At 61.2% G+C, this 19,470-nt stretch carries 20 protein-coding genes; 10 read left to right on the top strand and 10 right to left on the bottom strand.

What is annotated here, in order from left to right; translation table 11 throughout:
- The first annotated feature begins 3 nt into the window (after nt 1–3).
- The 3 genes from HY896_02525 (at nt 4) to HY896_02515 (ending at nt 2,815) form a co-directional block, all read left to right on the top strand.
- Nucleotides 4–759 carry a 4Fe-4S dicluster domain-containing protein gene (locus tag HY896_02525; protein ID MBI5575220.1) on the top strand — a complete coding sequence of 252 codons (756 nt, stop codon included), beginning with the start codon at nt 4–6 and terminating at the stop codon, nt 757–759.
- A gap of 66 nt (nt 760–825) precedes the next feature.
- Nucleotides 826–1,488 (top strand): molecular chaperone TorD family protein, encoded by a 663-nt coding sequence (locus HY896_02520; GenBank protein ID MBI5575219.1) that lies wholly within the window; start codon nt 826–828, stop codon nt 1,486–1,488.
- A gap of 115 nt (nt 1,489–1,603) precedes the next feature.
- Nucleotides 1,604–2,815: a sulfate permease gene (locus HY896_02515; GenBank protein MBI5575218.1), complete on the top strand. Its 1,212-nt coding sequence runs from the start codon at nt 1,604–1,606 to the stop codon at nt 2,813–2,815.
- A gap of 24 nt (nt 2,816–2,839) precedes the next feature.
- Here the strand turns inward: HY896_02515 and mobB are convergent, their stop codons facing one another.
- The 3 genes from mobB to HY896_02500 are packed head-to-tail and all read right to left on the bottom strand — an operon-like array spanning nt 2,840 to nt 5,073.
- Nucleotides 2,840–3,355, bottom strand: coding sequence for a molybdopterin-guanine dinucleotide biosynthesis protein B (gene mobB, locus HY896_02510; protein ID MBI5575217.1), 516 nt, complete (start codon nt 3,353–3,355; stop codon nt 2,840–2,842).
- Nucleotides 3,352–4,581, bottom strand: a complete 1,230-nt coding sequence (locus HY896_02505; protein MBI5575216.1) for a molybdopterin molybdotransferase MoeA — start codon at nt 4,579–4,581, stop codon at nt 3,352–3,354. Before HY896_02505 ends, mobB begins: the two co-directional genes overlap by 4 nt.
- Before the next feature lie 48 nt (nt 4,582–4,629).
- The gene (locus HY896_02500) at nt 4,630–5,073 is read right to left on the bottom strand and encodes a winged helix-turn-helix transcriptional regulator (GenBank protein ID MBI5575215.1); all 444 of its coding nucleotides are present in this window, start codon (nt 5,071–5,073) and stop codon (nt 4,630–4,632) included.
- A 145-nt stretch (nt 5,074–5,218) separates the two neighbouring features.
- Here HY896_02500 and arsB point away from each other — a divergent pair, with 145 nt between their 5' ends.
- A complete protein-coding gene (gene arsB, locus HY896_02495) occupies nt 5,219–6,286 on the top strand; it encodes an ACR3 family arsenite efflux transporter (GenBank protein MBI5575214.1) in 1,068 nt (355 codons plus the stop codon).
- Nucleotides 6,287–6,514: 228 nt separating this feature from the next.
- Here arsB and HY896_02490 read toward each other — a convergent pair whose 3' ends face one another.
- Genes HY896_02490 through HY896_02475 form a run of 4 tightly spaced genes read right to left on the bottom strand, consistent with a single transcriptional unit; the run spans nt 6,515 to nt 10,552 of the window.
- Complete coding sequence (locus HY896_02490; protein MBI5575213.1) at nt 6,515–7,204, bottom strand: ABC transporter ATP-binding protein; 690 nt, start codon at nt 7,202–7,204, stop codon at nt 6,515–6,517.
- Complete coding sequence (locus HY896_02485) at nt 7,204–8,358, bottom strand: ABC transporter permease (protein MBI5575212.1); 1,155 nt, start codon at nt 8,356–8,358, stop codon at nt 7,204–7,206. The genes HY896_02490 and HY896_02485 overlap by 1 nt, the downstream gene beginning before the upstream one ends.
- Nucleotides 8,358–9,287, bottom strand: a complete 930-nt coding sequence (locus HY896_02480) for an efflux RND transporter periplasmic adaptor subunit (GenBank protein ID MBI5575211.1) — start codon at nt 9,285–9,287, stop codon at nt 8,358–8,360. Before HY896_02480 ends, HY896_02485 begins: the two co-directional genes overlap by 1 nt.
- Nucleotides 9,287–10,552, bottom strand: coding sequence for a TolC family protein (locus tag HY896_02475; GenBank protein MBI5575210.1), 1,266 nt, complete (start codon nt 10,550–10,552; stop codon nt 9,287–9,289). The genes HY896_02480 and HY896_02475 overlap by 1 nt, the downstream gene beginning before the upstream one ends.
- A gap of 204 nt (nt 10,553–10,756) precedes the next feature.
- Between HY896_02475 and HY896_02470 the strand changes: the two genes are divergently transcribed.
- Nucleotides 10,757–11,404: a Crp/Fnr family transcriptional regulator gene (locus HY896_02470; protein ID MBI5575209.1), complete on the top strand. Its 648-nt coding sequence runs from the start codon at nt 10,757–10,759 to the stop codon at nt 11,402–11,404.
- Between the two features lie 19 nt (nt 11,405–11,423).
- Here HY896_02470 and HY896_02465 read toward each other — a convergent pair whose 3' ends face one another.
- Genes HY896_02465 through HY896_02455 form a run of 3 tightly spaced genes read right to left on the bottom strand, consistent with a single transcriptional unit; the run spans nt 11,424 to nt 13,979 of the window.
- On the bottom strand, nt 11,424–12,521 hold the full coding sequence (locus HY896_02465; protein MBI5575208.1) for a hypothetical protein: 1,098 nt from the start codon (nt 12,519–12,521) through the stop codon (nt 11,424–11,426).
- A complete protein-coding gene (locus HY896_02460; GenBank protein ID MBI5575207.1) occupies nt 12,512–13,129 on the bottom strand; it encodes a CPBP family intramembrane metalloprotease in 618 nt (205 codons plus the stop codon). The genes HY896_02465 and HY896_02460 overlap by 10 nt, the downstream gene beginning before the upstream one ends.
- A gap of 25 nt (nt 13,130–13,154) precedes the next feature.
- Nucleotides 13,155–13,979 (bottom strand): HAD-IA family hydrolase, encoded by an 825-nt coding sequence (locus HY896_02455; GenBank protein MBI5575206.1) that lies wholly within the window; start codon nt 13,977–13,979, stop codon nt 13,155–13,157.
- Between the two features lie 238 nt (nt 13,980–14,217).
- On the opposite strand from HY896_02455, the gene bioB reads away from it, so the two are divergent.
- The 5 genes from bioB to HY896_02430 are packed head-to-tail and all read left to right on the top strand — an operon-like array spanning nt 14,218 to nt 19,212.
- Entirely contained in the window at nt 14,218–15,201 is a 984-nt protein-coding gene (gene bioB, locus HY896_02450) for a biotin synthase BioB (GenBank protein ID MBI5575205.1), read from the top strand.
- Nucleotides 15,202–16,410: an 8-amino-7-oxononanoate synthase gene (bioF, locus tag HY896_02445; protein MBI5575204.1), complete on the top strand. Its 1,209-nt coding sequence runs from the start codon at nt 15,202–15,204 to the stop codon at nt 16,408–16,410.
- Nucleotides 16,407–17,786, top strand: coding sequence for an adenosylmethionine--8-amino-7-oxononanoate transaminase (gene bioA / locus HY896_02440; protein ID MBI5575203.1), 1,380 nt, complete (start codon nt 16,407–16,409; stop codon nt 17,784–17,786). The genes bioF and bioA overlap by 4 nt, the downstream gene beginning before the upstream one ends.
- A complete protein-coding gene (gene bioD, locus HY896_02435) occupies nt 17,786–18,490 on the top strand; it encodes a dethiobiotin synthase (protein MBI5575202.1) in 705 nt (234 codons plus the stop codon). The genes bioA and bioD overlap by 1 nt, the downstream gene beginning before the upstream one ends.
- 23 nt (nt 18,491–18,513) lie before the next feature.
- On the top strand, nt 18,514–19,212 hold the full coding sequence (locus HY896_02430) for a TVP38/TMEM64 family protein (GenBank protein MBI5575201.1): 699 nt from the start codon (nt 18,514–18,516) through the stop codon (nt 19,210–19,212).
- Nucleotides 19,213–19,470 lie beyond the last annotated feature (258 nt).

Genomic DNA, 19,470 nt, shown 5'->3' with positions numbered 1-19,470 from the left:
TAAATGAAACAGTACGGAATGGTTATAGACCTTCAAAAGTGCGTCGGCTGCGGGGCTTGCGCGATATCCTGCAAGACCGAGAACAACACGCAGAACAGGGGGAACGGCCAGTCGTTCAACTGGGCGGGCTTCCTGTATGAAGAGTCCGGCTCGTTCCCGAACGTCGCCCATATCACCCGTCCAGTGATGTGCAACCACTGCACGGACGCCCCCTGCGTCGCCGCGTGTCCCGTGACCCCGCCGGCCATATTCAAGACGCCGGACGGGATCACCATGATCAACCACGAGAGGTGCAAAGGCGACCGGGCGTGCCAGCGGGCTTGCCCCTACAGCAAGGAGGCAATCGGCGCAGGCGACTGGAGCGTCTTGAGCTTCAACGAGTTCAAGAAGGAAACCCACCCGAATTTCCGCGACGCCTCGGAGATGATCCCGGGCGGAACGGCATCCGGCGCGGCGACAGCCGCACAAGCGGGCTCGGTCCCACCCCACCGTAACAGGTACGGCCACCCCGATTACGACGATATCCGCCGCGCCGGAGTCATCGAAAAATGCATCTTCTGCGACCATCGCGTCAAAAAGGGAGAATTGCCCTACTGCGTGGTTTCCTGTCCTTCCGGGGCGCGTATCTTCGGCGATATCAAGGATCCGGCCGGCGAACCGGCGAAGCTCCTGAAGACGTACAAGGCCCAGGTGCTGAAACCCGAGGAAGGCACCGGTCCGAATGTTTATTACATCCGGAGCTTCAAGGTATCTCTATAGGGATGCGCCAGGCCGGGGGGGGCCTGGCGCCGTACCTTACCCTTCCGGGGAGGTGCATGAGTTATCGTGTCCAGTGACGGTTTCGTCGCCGCGGAGGTGAAAAGGGGGGATTGCTTCAGGCTTCTTGCCGCGTGCTTTTACCCTCCCGACAGGAAAGCGTTGCTGGAGGAGGATGTGCCGGGTAACCTTCGCAGGCTTCTTGAATCCGTCTGCCCGGAAGCGGCTTCGCATGCGGAAGGGATGGCCGGTGCGCTATCGCGAACAGAGGATGTCGAACTCGCCGCGGCCCATGCGAAGTTGTTCGTGGGGCCCTTCGAATTGCAGGCGCCTCCGTACGGGTCGGTATACCTGGATTCGGGCAGGAGACTGATGGGCGACTCGACGATCGAGGTTCTAAGGTTTTATCGTCGGGCCGGCCTGTCCCTGATTGCCGATTTCGAAGAGGCTCCCGACCACATTGCCGCGGAGCTGGAATTCATGTATTACCTCGTCGGGAAAGAGACGAGGGCGATCCGGCACGGGGACAGGAACGGCGCTTACGGTTACCTGGAAATGCAGCGGAAGTTCCAGGGAAATTATCTGCGCCCCTGGGTCGAGCCGTTCTGCGAAAGCATCAGGACCGGTTCCGATCATGAGTTCTACAGGCTGCTTGCGGATGGACTTTCGACGTTCATCATGAATACCCCCGTTCCGGGGACGCTCCCCGAAAAGCTCGGCCCGGAGGCGTGAGGGCGGGCGTGGGACTTCCCGATACCTTCGGAAGAATGAACATCGACCTCCGTTGCGAAAAGATCCTTGTCGCGAGTGACGGGTCCGCCGTCATGTCGACGGTTGGGGGCTGACGGTGCGGAGAACAGGGGGCCGGTTCAAACTTGACCTGATGGAGATTTCCGGGTCCCTTGGAGACCTCGCGACCTTTCTTCCCCTGGCCATCGGCCTGATCGTCGTCAATGGAGTGAACGCGACGTCGCTTTTTTTGTCGGCGGGTTTCGCGTATATAGCGGCGGGCCTCTATTACGGCCTGCCGATGCCTGTCCAGCCGCTGAAGGCGACGTCCGCCATCGCAATCGCCATGGCCGTCGGCCCGGAGGAAATATCCGCGGCGGCTTTCTCGATGGGGGTCCTCTTCCTTCTCCTGTCGCTGTTCGACCTGAAGAGGATTTTCGGAAGGATATTCACCCGCCCCGTCGTGCGTGGTATCCAGCTCGGGTTGGGAATTCTCCTGGTCAAGAGCGGATGGAAGGCGGTTTTCGGAGGCGGCGGCCATGCCATCGCCGGCATGGCGGGCTCGCCGGTTCTTTACGGTGTTGCAGTCGCCGTCGTCTGCGCGGGCATCATCCTCCTTTCCCGGAAAAGCCGCCGGTATCCCGCCGCCCTTGTGGTCACGGTCTTCGGATTGCTCCTCGGGTTGCTGGAGAGGCCTTTCAGCGGGGCGTCTTCCCTGTCCCTTGGCTGGATCCGTCCGGAATGGAGCATTCCCCTCGGCGCTGATATCTACACGGTTCTCGTCGTTCTCCTCCTCCCGCAGATACCGCTCACTTTCGCCAACTCTGTGGCCGCCACGGCTGAGACATCGCGCCGGTATTTCGGTGAAGATGCGCGGCGCGTGACGATCCGCAGTCTCGCGGCATCCCTGGGGGGCGCAAATCTTCTCGCGGGGTTGATCGGCGGGATGCCGGTGTGCCACGGGTCGGGAGGCCTGACGGCCCATTACCGTTTCGGGGCGAGGGGCGGAGGGGCCAATCTCTTCATCGGCGGGCTGTTCATCGCGCTTGCCCTGCTGTTCGGAAGATCGATACCGGATCTCTTCGGCCTTCTGCCCTTGTCGATCCTCGGGGTCCTGCTGATCTATGTCGGGTTCGAACACGCGCTGCTGATCGCGGATGTGCTGGAGGACTCCCGCGAACTGGCGGTCACCGCAAGCATAGGGTTAATAACGCTTGTCACGGGCAACCTTGCCATTGCCTTCATGGTGGGGATCGCCCTGAACGAGATCGGCGGGAAGCTTTTCCGGAAAGACGTCTGCCGCAAGACCGCCTGGGAAAAATCCTCGTAGATCCGTAATCCGCACCGGTCTTTTCTATTCCGGGCACGCCCGTAGAAGGTTTGCCTCGATGAAATCGGCGATGCCTCGCGCGTCGTTCAGGTCCAGGACAGGCACGTCCAGGTCCAGCGGTTCGTCGCTGGCGGCGGCGATCAGGGAAGGATCATGGTTTTCCCCCCTGCATATGAGGGGATCGTTCTTCCCCTTCCGGTGAAGTTCGATCTTCGGGAGGCCGCTCGAGCGGAACCCTTCGACGATCACGATGTCCATGTCGGAGAAATAATCCCGGAGAAGATCTTCCGCGGAAGGCGACCCGCCGTGTTTCTTCACAAGGGCCAGCTTCTCCGCGGAAGAGATGACCATCGTCAGCGCGCCGGCGGCGGTGAGCCGGTGGCTGTCCTTTCCGGGACGGTCGATGTCGAAACGGTGGGCATCGTGCTTGATCGCTCCGACCCGGTAACCGCGCGCCGCCAGCTCCGGCAATATTTTTTCGATCAGCGTCGTCTTGCCCGTTCCTGACCGGGCGATGAAGGCAATCGCCTTGGGAGTCATTGATTCCCGTCCGACAGAAAATTTCCCCAGATGGGATAGAAACGCACGATATGGCCGGCGGGAAGCCGCACGGTCCCGAGGGGGATCTCGAACACCCCGTCGGCGCGGCCTGCCGAGACGTAATCTCCGGACCCGTGCGAGGGTATTTCCACCACATGCGTTTTGCCGTCCCTCGATTCAAGCCTCGCTATCGTGAATTTCTTACCCCCGCTTTTGTTGAAGGCATCTGCGGAAAGCGGCAGGTGGATCGGTTTCGGAAGATATTCCGCCGCCCCGGACGCTTTCAGAAGCAGCGGCCGGATGAACATGTGGAAATGGACCATCACCGCGACCGGGTTTCCGGGCAGACCGATCACGATCCCTCCGCCGGCAGATTCTCCGGCGAAGATGGGCTTGCCCGGTTTGACGGCAACCTTGTGAAGGATCTTCCGGACGCCGCATTCCTTCAGGCAATCCGGAACGATGTCCACCTCTCCTACCGAGACGCCTCCTGAAAGCAGGAGGAAATCGCAGTCGAGTCCCTCGCGTATCTTTGCGACGATGCGGTCCCTGTCATCCGGGACGATACCCAGGTACCGGACGTCATGGAAACCGAGTTCCTTCAGCGCGGAGAGGAGGAAGTGGGAATTGGTATTGCGAATCATGGCTCCACGCGCGCTTTCCCAGGGTTCGAGCAGCTCGCTGCCCGTGGCGATAACCGCCACGGATGGCCGCTTGTAGGCAGGGACCTCCCACATGCCCGCCGATGACAGGATTGCGACGTGATGCGGCGACACGAGCGTCCCCGAAGGAATTAGCAGGGCGCCTTTTCGGACGTCCTCCCCCTCTTTTGCGATGTGCTCCCCGCGTTTTACGGACCCGGTAAAACGGACACAGCCTCCCGGAGCCGCCTCGGAAAGCTCCACCTGGATGACCGTGTCGAAGGGCGGAGGGACACTCGCTCCGGTCATAATGCCGACGCAGTCGGATGCCGCCGCATCGCCCTGCCACTCGCTCCCCGGGTTGACGGTTCCGACTACCCTGTAGGTCGTCCCGGTTTCCCGGCCCGTCCAGATCACCGCGTATCCGTCCATTGCCGCCCGGGGAAAGGGTGGAATGTTCCGGTCCGCGAGGACGTCTTCCGCAAGTATTTCTCCGGCGACGTTCGCAAGGGAGACGCGGTGGACATCCTGCGTGCGTATGATCGGCAGCACGGATGCAAGCGCTTCTTCGTAGGTGACGGCCACCTTTCAATTCTCCCTGAAAAAAGTAAACAAGCTCGATTCTAAACCATTTTATGCTATGGGTCTTGCCGTGCCGTACGTCCGCTTCAAGGGCCGATTATGGAATCGTGTGAGTGGCGATCTGCGTCCCGGAAGTTTCATGCCGTGCTCGCAGATGGCGATCGGCCCGATCTCCCTTGCCATGGCCGCCCTTTCGCGGTCCTTCAGGACGAGGGGATCGTCGTTCAGCCACTTCCGGAGATTCCGGAGAACCGGGCCGGCGTAAAGATTTACGCTCTTCCCGTCGAGGGAGTAGTGGATCCATTTTTTGTCGCGGCGGTCCTTGATCAATCCGGCGGCGCGCAGCAGAAAAAGATGCTTCGAAATCGTGGACTGGCCCAGGGCGATGACCGCGATGATCTGGCAGACGCACATTTCCCCGCCTTCCAGGATCTTGAGAATCCTAACACGGGTCGGGTCGGAGGCGGCCTTCATGATATCCTCGTATGCGCGCAAGCTCATGTGACTTCCTCCACATCGTCAATTAACGAATTGACATCATACCGCGCGGGGCGAATAATATCCAACGTGCTTATCCTACCCGTTTCGTGCGGCAGGGAACACCCGAAAGACGGCGATCATTCATTTCCCGGAGGATGACATGAAGGCGGAGAAGCGCCTGAACGTGTTCGAGCGGTACTTGAGCCTCTGGGTCGCCTTATGTATGGGAGTCGGTATCTTTATCGGAAAAACGTTCCCCGTAGCGGTCGATGCGTTGAGGACGATGGAGTTCGGCAAGGACAGCCAGATCAACATCCCGATCGCGGTGCTCATCTGGCTGATGATCTACCCGATGATGCTCAAGGTGGACTTCACCTCGATCCTCGGGGTCCGGAAACGCCCCAAGGGGCTCATCGTCACCCTTGTCGTCAACTGGCTGGTGAAGCCGTTTTCGATGGCGCTTTTCGGATACCTCTTTTTCAAGCACCTGTTCCTGCCCTGGATCGGACCGGAATTGGCGGACCAGTACCTTGCCGGCACCATTATTCTCGCCGCTGCGCCGTGCACGGCGATGGTCTTCGTCTGGAGCTACCTGACGGACGGGGACCCGGCCTACACCCTGGTCCAGGTCTCCGTGAACGACCTCATCATGCTGGTCCTGTTCGCCCCGGTTGTGAAGTTCCTGATCAGCGGCGCCTCCTCCCTGGCGGTGCCCTTCATGGTGCTCATCTACGCGGTCCTCTTTTTCATCGTCATCCCGCTGGCCGCAGGGGTCGTTTCGAGGACCTGGCTTCTCCGGGCAAAGGGGAGCGAATGGTTCGAGAGGTTCCTGTCGGTACTCCATCCCGTGACGGTCGTGGCGCTGCTGGCCACCCTGGTGTGCATCTTCGCGTTCCAGGCGGACAACATCACTGCGCGGTCGTTCCACATTCTCCTGATCGCCGTGCCTATATCGATCCAGGTCTACTTCAACTCGTCGTTGACCTATGGCCTGATGAAGTGGCTGAAAGTTCCGCACAACGTGGCGGCCCCCGGGGCCCTGATCGGCGCGAGCAACTTCTTCGAGCTGGCCGTTGCCACCGCGATCGCCCTCTACGGGCCCGGATCCGGCGCGGCGTTGGCCACCGTGGTCGGGGTCCTGGTGGAAGTCCCCGTGATGCTATCGGTCTGCTCGTTCTGCAACCGGACCCGCCACTGGTTCCCCGCGGAAGCCGGCCGTCCCGATTGACCCGCATTTCTCACCATGCTTCTGCTGCTGCGGCGGATACGGGCGACGTCCATGGATGGACAAGTGCCGCGGGAGCCATGGATGGCGGGAGCGGCCATGTCTACTTCGTTGCGCTCGGTCGGGCTCCTCGACGTAGTGTAAACTACGCCTGCGGTGCCCTCGGTCGCGACGCCTTGTATCCATACCCGTCTCCACCGCCTCGCTGCGAACCATGGTGAGAAATGCGGGTTAATGGTTTCGATCGAGACGACCGTCCTTCAAATGGTAAACGTGGTCAAACCCCTCGATCATGCGCACGTCATGGGTAACCGCTACGACCGCCGACCGGTTCTCTTTAGCGATCTTCTTTAACAGTGTCATGACCTTCTTGCCCCGGGGAGTGTCCAGGGAGGCGGTGGGCTCGTCGGCCAGAATCAGCCTGGGGTTGTTGGCCAGGGCCCGCGCGATGGCCACCCGCTGCTGCTCGCCGCCGGAAAGCAGGGCAGGCAGGTAGTCGGCCCGGTCGGCGATCTCCATGTAGTCCAGCAGTTCCATGACCCGCTCCCGGGCGGCATCCCCTTCACGACCCACCAGATCAAGAGGAAACATGACGTTTTGCCGGGCTGTGAGAAAGGGAATGAGATTGTGGGCCTGGAAGATGAAACCCATTTTCTCACGCCGGATACGCCGGATGTCGACGCCTCCGGCCCAGCCGTTTTTCTGAAAGATCGTCTGGCCGTCAAAGACGATCTTGCCTTTGGTTGGTTCCAGGATCAGGCTGGCGCATAGCAGCATGGTGGTTTTGCCGGAGCCGCTTGGCCCCAACAGGGCCACCAGATCCCCGGCGTTCACCGAAAGATGGATATCCTCCAGGGCCCGCACTTCCAGTCGGCCGGCCCCGAAAATCTTGCCGAGGCCCTCGACCTTAAGGACTTCCATCACTGACCTCCCAGGGCCATGGCAGGCTGGGTCTTCAATGCATGCCAAAGCCCCAAAATGCTGGCCAGGATGCCCCCGATCAAAACCACGATGAACGTGATGGCCTCGTCGCCCGGGATCAACAGGATTGTCCTGGGGAAAAAGCGATACGTCAGATTGACGAGAACCAGTGCCGCCAGGAACGCGCCGATAGTGAGAAGCAGGGATTGTTCCATCACCAGGCGGACTATGACCTTGTTGGGAGCGCCGATGAGCTTCATGACAGCGATGGAGCGAATCTTTTCCATGGTGAAGGTGTAGATCACCAGGGAGACGATCACCACGGAAACGATCATCAGCAGGACCCTGAACAGGAGAAGCTGCCTGGTCATGCTCGCCAGCCGGCCTTTCAGCATCAATTGACCCTCTTGCAGGGTGGTGTAGGTGGAAAAATAGAGCCAATCTTCGATATGGCGGGCCACATCGGCCACGTCGGCGCCGGGCGAAAGCTTTACCAGGATGGCATTGATGATATGGGTGTCCGAACTCGGGTGGGCAAGGCCGCGGGCAAGGCGCGTCCGTTGATTGCGGATCTCTTCGTTGTCTTTCTGAAACAGAACTTCCTGGGCGTCGGGCAGGGAGAGATAGACCAGGGGGTCGCCGTTGGCATCCACCGCCTCCTTGGTAAGCCCCACCACCGTATACGTATGGAGGCCCAGCGGCACCTTGTCGCCCAGGCCCATTTGCAGTTTGGGATGTGCCACCATCTCGTAGTGGGCTTGTTGAATCCCCCTGCCTGCATAAATCTTTCGCGGCCCGCCCAGTCCGCCGAAGACATCATATCCGATGATGCTGAAATGACGGCTTCGCCCGCCGATTTGCCGTTCCACGGTGTAATAAATGAAGGGACCGGCTTGCTCCACGCCCGGAACCGCCTTGACGCTGTAATAGTAATATTCGGGCATGGTCGACTGTTCATTGAAGGGGCCGCCACGGAAACGCTCAACCACCCAGAGGTCGGGGGCTGTGGCCTGGATGACCGCCAGGCCTTCGTAGATATTCCCCCTGTAAAGGCCGTTCATCGCCAGGACGATGGTAAACAGGAGGCCCACGCCGATGATGGTGGCGATGAAGCGCCCCTTGTGCAGCCTCAGGTCATGAACGGCGAGATCCATCAGTTCCCCCGGTGGCCGGTGTCGATATCCACCACAGCTTCTTCTCCCATGATCAGGGGCTGGGGCAATCGGTCGAACTTCACATCCACCTCCAGTTCCCGGGTGAGTGTGTCTCCCTCCGCGTTGATCCGGGCCACCTTTCCCTGGAACACCCGTCCCGAGCGCAGGGTGATACGGGCCGGCTGGCCCTCCCGCAGTCGGGCCGCCAGGGCCTGGTCGATCCAGGCGGCAACCCATATTTGGTTCAGGTCCACCATCTGGAAAACGGGACTCCCGGGAACAAGGGTTGTGCCCACCTCCGCCTTGCGCACCGTGATGAGGCCGTCCATGGGTGCCAGGATGCGGGTATAGTCCTTCAAGGCCTTGGCGGCGTTGGATTCCGATTCCGCCTGCCCGACCGCCGCCTGGAGGGCCTCCACAGCGGCCCGGACGGACGAAACCTCGCTTTCGGCCACGCGGAGTTGGGCCTCGGCGGCGTCAAAGGCCGCCTGGGAGATGTAGCCGGGTTTATAGACTTCCTGGTCCCGCCGGTAATTGCTTTGAGCCAGACCGAGGTTGGCCTGGGCTTTCACCAGATCCGCCCGGGCGCGCGCCAGCTCGCGACGAGCGCGGCCTTCCGCGGCACGGGCCGCCGCTGCGCGGGCCTCCAGCTCCACGGCATCCAGTTCCGCCAACAACTGGCCCTTCCTTACGCGGTCTCCTTGATCGGCATGAAGTTTCTCCAGAATCCCGGTGATCCTGGCGCTTATCAGTACCGGCACCCTCGATTGCACCGTGCCCGGCCCGCGAACTCCGGCTTGAATCTCCGATTTATCGACCGTAGTTACGGGCGCCGATGGACGATGCCGGAAGAGGCCATAGCCGACCATGACGAAAAGAAGAATCACGATGATTGCGCCGATGATCCGCATTCCCCCGGGCGATTTCACTACTTCCGACCTCCGCTGTTATTCTGTCCGTGAGAATGTGCCGGGCCGGGGCCCGTGATCTGTTCGATCCGTGCCTTGGCGATTTCATATGCCACCGCGTATCGGATGATGTTGAACCGGGAGTCGGTCAATTCCACCTGGGCCTGAAGCACTTCCAGGCCTATGGCCTTGCCGTGACGGTACAGGGTCTGGGCGCTGGCGTATGCTTCCTCGTTGGTGGCCAAGGTTTGGCGGGCCGCATCCACTCCCCTCCGGGCGTTCTCATGGTCTCTCCATGCGCGCGTCAGGTCCACCTTCAGGGTGTTGAGCCGGTCCCTCTTTTCCTCCGCCAATCGGCGGTACCTGGACGATGCCCTGGACACCTGCGCCCTGGTCAGCCCGCCTTCATAAAAGGGATATTCCAAAAAAAACCCGGCCAGCCATTCCGGCTTGGTTCCTCCCATGTCACGATGGCGCACGTCGGCAGCCGCCTGGATGCTCAATTCCGGGAAATAGCCGCCCCGTGCCGCCTTGATAGCGGCCTGGCTCCGGGATATTTCCACGTCGAGTTTTTTGATTTCAGGATTGCGTTCCAACGCTTCCTCCCACAGCGCGGAGACATCGGCTGCCGGCTTGAACTCCTGGGGCAACCGCCCCCGGATATCCACCTGCGCCTGTTCTCCCAATGCCAGGAGGCGCGTCAGTATTTCCCCCGCCACGCGCACGGCGTTTTCCGCTTCCACAGCGGCCTGCTCTGCCTCGGACACCCGGGATTGGGCACGGAAGGAATCGAGACGGGTAACTTTTCCGGCCTTGAAAAAGGCCTCGCTGAGTTTGGCGAACTCCTGCCGCTGCTGCAACGCCTCCCGGGCCACCTTTAGGTTCTCCTTGGCCTCGACCATACGGTAGAAGGCTTCGGTCACGACAAAATCCACTTCATCGGCTGTGCGCCGGACCTCCTGTTCCTGCGCCGTGGTATCGAGTCGTGCAGCCTGGGAATTGTATTGAGTCCTCCAGCCGTCGAAAACGACCTGCTTGCCGGTAACCCCGGCAAACCCTTCCCTTTGGAACGACTCTGTGCTCGATACTCCCCCTCCCGGGGCAAACCGGTCCGAAGGCTGCACGGTATAGAAGGCCGACAACAAGAGCCGGGGAAATAACCTGGACCTGGCGGCCTGGTAATCGGCCACTAGTTCCCGTATTTTTTCCATGCTTGCGCCTATCACCGGGTTACCCGTCCGGGCTGCGGCCAGGCAGTCTTCCAGGGTCAAGGCCTGGTTATTCATTTCCTGTGCATCGGCACCGCCTTTAAAAACAAAAAGAACACAGGCAACCGTAAAAATCAGGTGGATGGTTTTTAATGGATCGCGCACGCTGCTCACTCCATGGGGTAGTAATTGGACGGATGGTAAAATACCGGCGGAAAAAGGAATATGATTTGAATCATAAAGCCGGGAAATAATTTTAAGGAAACAAGTGGGGGGGCGGAAATGCTGGCGGGATTCCCGATCTTCGCCGATCTTTGGCAGGAGCATCTCGCGAAATTGGAAAAGATGGCTCGGGAGATGGTTCTGAAAAAAGGGGCGGGGCTATTCGGTCCCGGGGATCCGACCCAGGGGTTTTACGTGGTTCAGGAAGGCGCAGTGCGCCTTTACCGGATCTCTCCCCAAGGCAAGGAAATCACCCAGGAGATCGCGAGCCCGGGGAGCGCCTTTGCCTTGGCCAGTCTCTATTCCGACACCTATCATTGCTTCGCGGACGCCCTGAAAGACAGCCGGCTTTACCTTATAAAAAAGAAGCAGTTCCTGGATCTGATCGCCACGGACCCGAAATTCGCCGCCGAATGGATTCGCCTTCTTTCCCTCCTGGTTATTCGGCTCCGAAGCCGCCTGTCCGATTTGACTCTCAAATCCCCCAAGGCGAGGATCGCCAGCTACATTTTGCTTCTGTCCGAAACTCATGATTCCCTGTCGATTACCCTCCCCGTATCGCGCAAAGAGCTGGCGACCTTCCTGGGCATGACCCATGAGACCTTTTACCGCAGCACAAGGGAACTGGTGGGGAAGGGTCTGATCCGGTTTGCCCGGCAAACCGTCGAAATCCTCGATCGGGACATGCTCACGGAAATAGTGGACTGACGATCCTCTGTTGTTATGCTCAGCGCCGCAGCAGCCCCATCAGGATTTCGAGGGCGATCAGCAGGATGATGATCGTCTCCAGCGTTTCGGCCCGCGAGGCGGCCGCCCGGTTGTTGAGGATCGTGTAGATGTCCTCCAGCGCCTTCAACTGGTCCCGGATCGTACCTTCCCACGTTTCCGCCCCCGCCTTCCGGCGCGCCTCCTCGTAGACCTTCGCGAGGTAGACGTCGCCCGCGAGCTTCAGCGCGTTGCCGATGCGCTCGCGTAGAAGCGAAACGTCCATCTTGATCTCGGAGAGCTTGCGCAGGGGGGTTTCGTACGGATCGTGCAGGACCGAAAGTATCCCGCGCTTCTTCCGTATCTCCTCCCCCATGTCGTCGAGCGCCGCGTGCAGGATCTTGTCGAAGAACCGCAGTTCCAGCATCTGGACGTTCAGGAATTCCAGCACCTCGACGGTGTCCTGGTACCGGGGGTCGTAGACGAGCGCCGCGTTCCATTCAGGGATGCAGAAGTCGTTCTCGAAATACCGGATGGGGTTGCGCAGTATCTCCGCGATCGCCGCGTCGCTGAAATCGCCTCTTTCCAGCGTGAGCAGGCGGGCGATGTCCTGGGGGAACCGGGCGAGGGCCTGACTTCCGTTCATCGCAGGAAGGAATCCGCCGATATGCCAAAGGTTGTATTCCTCCACAAGGTCGGCGAAGCCGGGCCGTGTCACCGCAGGTCGGATCTTGTCGAAGAGACGGGCTGCCACGCCCCGCGCCGCGTTCTCCACCCCTCCTGCGCCGGAAAGGGAAAGTGCGGTAGATGTGAACTCCTCCCATCCGATTTGACCGAGGGGGAGACAGAGTGCGATCGAAAGCGCTCCGAAATCGAAAATCTTGGCGGTTGCCTCCAGGCGGAACGGCGACCCGGCGTGGATTACCTCGACTGTCCCGAACGGGACCGAAAGCGGCCTGGGCCGGTACTGGAGGTGCGCAGGGGCGGGGCGCAGTCCGGCGAGGCCGGGGGACTCCTCCGCTTCGGCCAGGCGGCGGGCCTCGGGCAGGGATATATCGAACCCCACGTCGTACGCGAAGAAAAAGAAGAGGTGCCCCCGCTCCACCGTGATCACGTCCATCGCAGGCCTCCGGCTGCGTACGGCAGCAGGTTGAACAGCAGGTGGAGCAGGATCGGAACGTATATGTTTCCGGTGGATTTGCGGCTCCACCCGAGGAGAAGGGCGGGCAGGAGCGTCAGCGCGCGGTACCACGAAGCGAATATGAGAAGGTGCCCGACAGCGAACAGGACTGAGGACGGGATGATCGGCTCCCACCCTTTTTCCTCGAAGGCATCGTACAGGTATCCGCGGAAGAATACTTCCTCCGGGAGCGCGGCAAGCAGCCCTTCCCGGAACAGGAGATCCGCGATGGAAGGAGCCATGCCTGCATACGCGGTCACGGAAGGGGGGAGCGGAAGACGCAGGAACACCAGGTAGGCGAAGACGCCGGCCGCGGCCAGCGCAAACAATGTCTTCGCGCTTTTCCCGGGGTCGGCGACGGTAAGCCAGGAGGGGGCTTTTCCGCGCCGGTAGTGGAAGACAGGGGTGTACAGAAACAGTATGGCGGCGAGAAGCTCCGGCGGAAGGAACGCGAACGTTGGCGCGTGCCGGGAGGCGAGCCGCACGGCGAGCAGTATGCCGAGGAACAGAAGTACCGCCGTAAAAGGTAATGCGCCGGGCTTCTTCAAGATGGATCTCTCCTGACCGGCTCTTTCAGTACGTTTTGGGATGGATGTGCTCGAACAGCTCCGGAAAACTGTCGATCGTGAAATCCGGGGGGTGCTCCTCGAAGCCCGCCGCCCCCAGCCCGTAGGTAACGCCGCAGCTCCGGACACCCGCCCCCCGTCCGGCAAGCACGTCGTTCCTGGAGTCGCCGACCATGATCGTTTCGCCGGGTTGCGAACTGCGCCTCCTCATGATCCGGATAAGCCCTTCAGGGTTCGGCTTCTTGCTATCGAGGCTGTCCCCTCCGATGACATCCGCGAAATAACGGTCGAGAGACAGGCCCGAGAGGATCGAATGCGTCATGTCGAGCGGTTTGTTCGTGAGCACCGCCATATCGTATCTCCCCGCCCATTCTTCGAGGCTCTCCGCAACGCCGGGATAGGGGAGGGTCGTGTCCAGCAGGCGCCGCCGGTAATCGGAAAGGAAAGCATCGAGGACCGAGGAAAGCACGCCGTTGCCGTCGTCACCTACAGCCCTGCGTATGAGCATCGTCGCCCCGTCGCCGACGTATGAATATATTTTTTCGTGCGGCAGTGCGTGATAGCCGAATTCCCCGAGCGCATGGTTGACGGAGTTGGCGATGTCCTCCTTCGAGTCTATAAGCGTCCCGTCCAGGTCGAACACCAGCAGCCGTACAGCGTCCCTCATCGTTACCGCCTCCAATTTCATTTTCCGGGCTCGGCACGCCTCGCGGGGTACCCCTCGCGAGGGACGCCTTGCCCGGCCGTCCATGGCCGGGCGGCGGCTCGTGAGCTTCCTCGCTCCGCCATCCCTGGCTACCGCTTCGTCGCTCAACGCCCCCGCGATGGGCACCCCGTCTCGGCGGCTCGCCAGCCAGGCATCCCGTTTCGGTGGCTCGGTGACGCGTCTACCCGGTGTACTCCCGTTCAGGGGAGGTATATATGGAACGAGGATTTTACGTTGCCCTTTATATTAGATGAAAACTTGAACGGGAGGGAGGCGGGGCTGTAAACCGGCGGCGCCGATTCGAGGTTGACAGCAGGCTCCGGTTGCGGCAAGAATGGTCCCCGTTGCCATCAGTGGGGGGGATATGGAAGCCTTCTGGATGAGGATTCGGGAGGAGGCGATGGCGGGGGAGGGGATTTCCCCCGCCGACGCGCTCGCGGTCCTGCTTCTGCCGCGGGAAGCGATGTGGCGGCTGCTGGATGTGACGGAATCCGTCCGGCGGCGCTTCAAGGGAGACGGGATACGGCTCTGCTCCATCGTCAACGCGAAATCCGGCCTCTGTTCGGAAGATTGTTCGTTCTGCTCGCAGTCGCGCCGATCGACTGCCGAAATCGGGAAATACCCCCTGATCGACGAAGACAGGATCGTAGCGTCCGCGCGGGAAGCCAAGGCGCGTGGTGCTCGGGAATTTTCCATCGTGGCGTCCGGGATGGCGATGCGGAGCCGGAAGGAACTGGTCCGCGTAGGAAACGCCGTCGAGCGGATCCGTGACGAGGTGGGGGTGGAAACGTGCGTGAGCCTCGGCACGATTTCCGCGGAGAACGTCGCCTATCTTCTCTCTCGCGGCCTGCGCTCTGTCCACCATAACCTGGAGACGTCCCGCAGCTTCTTCCCGTCGATGTGCACGACACATGAGTACGAAGAGGACGTTCGGGCCGTGCGGGAGGCGAAGGCAGCGGGGGCCTGGGTGTGCTGCGGTGGGATCTTCGGCATCGGGGAAACGGACGAGGACAGGGTGGAGCTTTCGATGACGCTGCGCGAGCTCGATGTCGATTCGATCCCGGTCAATTTCCTTAACGCCGTTCCCGGCACGCCGCTCGAAGGCAAGCGGGACCTGGCCCCGTTCCACTGCCTCAAGATCATCGCTATGCTGCGCCTCTGTCATCCGGCGCGGGAAATCATCGTCTGCGGAGGACGCGAAGTGAACCTGCGCGACCTGCAATCGCTCATGTTCGCGGCGGGCGCGACGGGGACGATGGCGGGAAATTACCTCACTACCACGGGACGCCCGGCCGAGGAGGATGTGCGGATGATCGCCGACCTCGGCCTGACGCTGCGGGAGCCATAGATGACCGACCTCTCCTTTCTTTCCGATGAGATCGCGACCCTCAAGGTGAAGGGCCGCTACCGGTTCATGCGGCGCGTCTCGGGGCCGCAGGATGCGGAAATAGTAATCGAGGGGGCGCGGCGGCTCAATTTCTCCTCGAACAACTACCTGGGGCTGGCCAACCACCCGGAGGTCGTGGCGGCGTTTTCGGAACATGCAGGGAAGTACGGGGTCGGGTCGGGAGCGTCCCGGCTGATCTGCGGGCACATGGATGTCCACGCGGAGCTTGAGGACGCGGTGGCGAAGCTGAAAGGTACCGAGGCGGCGCTGACGTTCAGCGCGGGGTATATGGCCAACCTCGGGATCATGTCCACGCTCTGCTGCGCCGATTCTACCGTCTTTTCCGATGAACTGAACCATGCCTCGATCGTGGACGGATGCCGGCTGGCGCGCACGCGCGTGGAGGTCTACCGGCACGCCGACGCCTCGCATCTCGATGACCTTCTCAAGCGGTCGAACGCCGCCCGCAAAATCGTCGTGACCGACGGCGTGTTCAGCATGGACGGGGACATCGCCCCCCTCCCCGCGCTCGTGGAAGCGAAGGACCGCCACGGCGCGATCCTCGTCGTGGACGACGCGCACGCTACGGGCGTACTGCCGCCTGCGGGACGGGGTACCGCGGATCACTTCGGCTTGAAAGACCGCGTGGAAGTTCAGATGGGCACCTTCTCCAAGGCGCTGGGGACATACGGCGCGTACATCGGCGCTTCGCGGGCCATGGTCGAATACTTCGTCAACAAGTGCCGCCCCTTCATCTTCAACACGGGGCTTCCTCCCGCGCTTGCAGGGGCTACGCTGGCTTCCCTGCGCCTTCTCGGGAAGGAGACGGATATCATCGAATCCCTCTGGCGCAACCAGGCGGCCTTCCGCGAGGAGATGGCTTCCCGGGGAAGGGCGGCCGGCTCCCCCACTGCGATCGTGCCGATCCTCGTGGGAGGCGACACGGAGACCATGGAGGTGTCGAAGCTGCTGTTCGACCGCGGCGTGTTCGTCCACGGCATACGGCCCCCGACCGTTCCGGAGGGAACCGGGCGTCTAAGGCTGACGCTTATGGCCACTCATACCCGGGAGATGATCGCAACCGCGGCGGCCCGGATAGACGAGGCTTTGACGGAGCACGGAATTGCCCGCCGCCCGAAATCCGACACATGGAGGGGTGAGTGGATATGAACCGCACGGAACGGTTAAGGCGTAAGGACAAGGCGGCCATCTGGCATCCGTTTACGCAGATGGCCGACTGGGAAAAGGACGAGCCGCTCGTCATCGAGCGCGGTGAAGGGAACTACCTGTTCGATACCGACGGGAACCGTTACTTCGACGGCGTCTCCTCCCTCTGGGTGAACCTTTTCGGCCATTGCCGCAAGGAAATAGACGACGCCGTCCGGGCGCAGCTATCCATGCTCGGCCACTCCACGTTCCTCGGCCTCACCCATCCGCCGGCGATAGATTTGGCGGAGAAGCTCGTCGCGGCGGCCCCTCCGGGATTGTCACGCGTCTTCTATTCCGACAACGGCTCCACGGCGATGGAGATCGCCATCAAGATGGCGTTCCAGTACTGGGGCCAGAAGGAGGGCGGGGATGGGAAGACCGTATTCCTGACCCATTCCGAAGCCTACCACGGCGACACTATCGGCTCCGTCTCCGCAGGCGGGATCGACCTGTTCCACAAGATATTCAGGCCCCTTCTCTTCACCACGCGCCGGCTGCCGACGCCCCACTGCTACCGGTGCCCGTACGGACTTTCCCGCCCCTCCTGTTTCATGCAGTGCGCCGACAGGATGGAGGAGGCGGTGCGCGAGGGGAGAGAGTCTCTGGCGGCCGTCATCGTGGAACCGCTTGTCCAGGGAGCTGCCGGGATGTTGATGATGCCGGGCGGATACCTCTCCCGCCTGCGGACCGTGACGCGGGAATGCGGCGTCCTCCTCATCGCCGACGAGGTGGCGACCGGGTTCGGGCGGACTGGCGCGATGTTCGCCTGCGACCACGAGGCGGTTGCGCCGGATATCATGGCCGTGGCCAAGGGGCTTACGGGCGGTTATCTTCCCCTTGCGGCGACGCTGACGACGGAAGATATCTACAAGGGGTTTCTCGGGCGGCACGAGGAATTCCGGACGTTCTTCCACGGGCATTCCTACACCGCGAACCCCCTGGGCTGCGCGGCCGCGCTTGCGACCATTTCCATCTTCGAAAAGGAAGATGTGCTCGGGCGGGTTTCCGATCTTTCCATTACGATGGAAGAGTCCCTGTCGGCCGTCCCGGCGCACCCGAACGTGGGGGATGTCCGGCAGAAAGGCCTGATGGCCGGAATCGAGATCGTAGCCGACCGTGTGACGAAGGAAAGATTTCCATCCGAACGGAAGATAGGCCAGAAGATCGCGCGCAAGGCGAGAGAGAAAGGAGTGATAATCCGTCCGCTCGGGGACGTCGTGGTTCTCATGCCCCCCTTGTCGTCCACGGAAAAGGAGATCGAGGATCTTGCAGCCGCCGCCGTGTGGGCGATCCGCGAAACCCTTTCCGCCGAATGCGTGGCGAAGGTTCGCGCCTGATGACGGGCAAGGCCGGGCTGCGCCTGCTCGTAACGGGAACGGACACGGGAGTCGGCAAGACTTATTTCGCTTGCCTCCTCGGCAGGCGCCTTGCAGCCGAAGGGATTTCCGTTCATCCGCTGAAGCCGGTCGAATCGGGATGTCCGGCCGACATGAACGGGGAGCTGCTTCCGTCGGACGCCTTGTCGCTTCGTGATTCGATGGCTCCCCACCTGCCCCTTGCGTCGGTATGCGCCTATCCGCTCTCCGCGCCGCTTTCCCCGCATCTTGCCGCGAGAAAGCAGGGCGTGCGGATCGACCTTGAACGTATCCGCCTGTTGGCGAACGGCGCGGCGGCTTCTTCGGATGCGGTGCTGATCGAGGGTGCAGGAGGGATCGCCGTCGAAATCGGCGAGGATTATTCGTTCGCCGACCTCGCGCGGGACCTTTCACTGCCCGTGCTGGTCGTGGCCGGGAACCGCCTCGGAGTGCTGAACCATGCGAAGCTTACGATACGGTTTCTCCGCTCCGAAGGGCTTGAGCTGTTCGGGGTCGTCCTGAACGACCTGGCGGCGGATCCCTCCCCTTCGCGCGATACCAATGAGGGCGAAATCCGCCGGATCGCCGGGGACCGTTACCTTGGAAGGGTCCCGTACGGGGCGACGGCCCTGCCCGAGGGGATTTTCTCCCGTTTTAGCGATATCGCTTTCTCGTCCCCCCGTTAGCTCACATCCCATATAATTACGGGATGCCGCCGGAAGAGAAGAATCGCGTCTGGCTTAAACCCGTCATCCTCGTCGCCGTTCTCGCCGCCATCACCGTGGCCGCCTACCAGACGGATTTCGTCCGCTTCTTCCTGGACAAGGCGAGGCTGACGAAGTTCATCGATTCCCTCGGGGCCTGGGGATTCGCGGGCTTCATCTTCCTTCAGGTCGTCCAGGTCGTGATGGCCCCGATACCGGGCGAGGCGACCGGCTTCCTCGGGGGCTTCCTTTACGGGCCGATCCTCGGGACGTTTCTTTCGACGATCGGCCTTACGATCGGATCCTTCATCGCGTTCTCTCTCTCCCGCGCCTTCGGCAGGCCGTTAACGGACCGGTTCGTCGACAAATCGGTCATGGGGCGGTTCGATTACCTTCTCCATCACAAGGGCGTCTTCCTGGTGTTCGTTCTCTTCCTGATCCCCGGGTTTCCGAAAGACCTGCTCTGCTACATGCTGGGGCTCGGCCACCTCACGACCCTCGAGTTCCTGGCGATAGCGAGCGCGGGGCGGCTGCTGGGCACGACGCTTTTGACGCTGAGCGGGCACTACCTGAGGGACAAGGCGTACGGCCCGCTGTTCCTCATGGCGGGGATCGCCGTCGTCATCGTAATCCTCACGATCGTCTACAAGGAGCGGCTGGAGGCGATGCTTCGCCGCTGGCACGAGAAGCACCCCCGGAAGTAACGCACAGGCGACGGAAACAATAAAAACGGGGACACGTACTTAAAAACAGGGACGTTCTTAAAAACTCAGGTCAAAAACAGGTCAAAAACAGGTCAAAAACAGGGACGTTCTTAAAAACTCGTCCCTTACTTTAGAAATATATCTGAATTAAAACACAGCGCTCACGCTTGGAGTTTTTAAGAACGTCCCTGTTTTTGACCTGTTTTTGACCTGTTTTTGACCTGTTTTTGACCTGTTTTTGACCTGTTTTTGACCTGT

This window comes from Deltaproteobacteria bacterium (genome assembly GCA_016218975.1).
Taxonomy (GTDB): Bacteria; Desulfobacterota; Deferrimicrobia; order Deferrimicrobiales; family Deferrimicrobiaceae; genus JAENIX01.
Note: the sequence above shows the minus strand (reverse complement) of the source record. Positions and strands in the feature narration are given on the sequence as shown.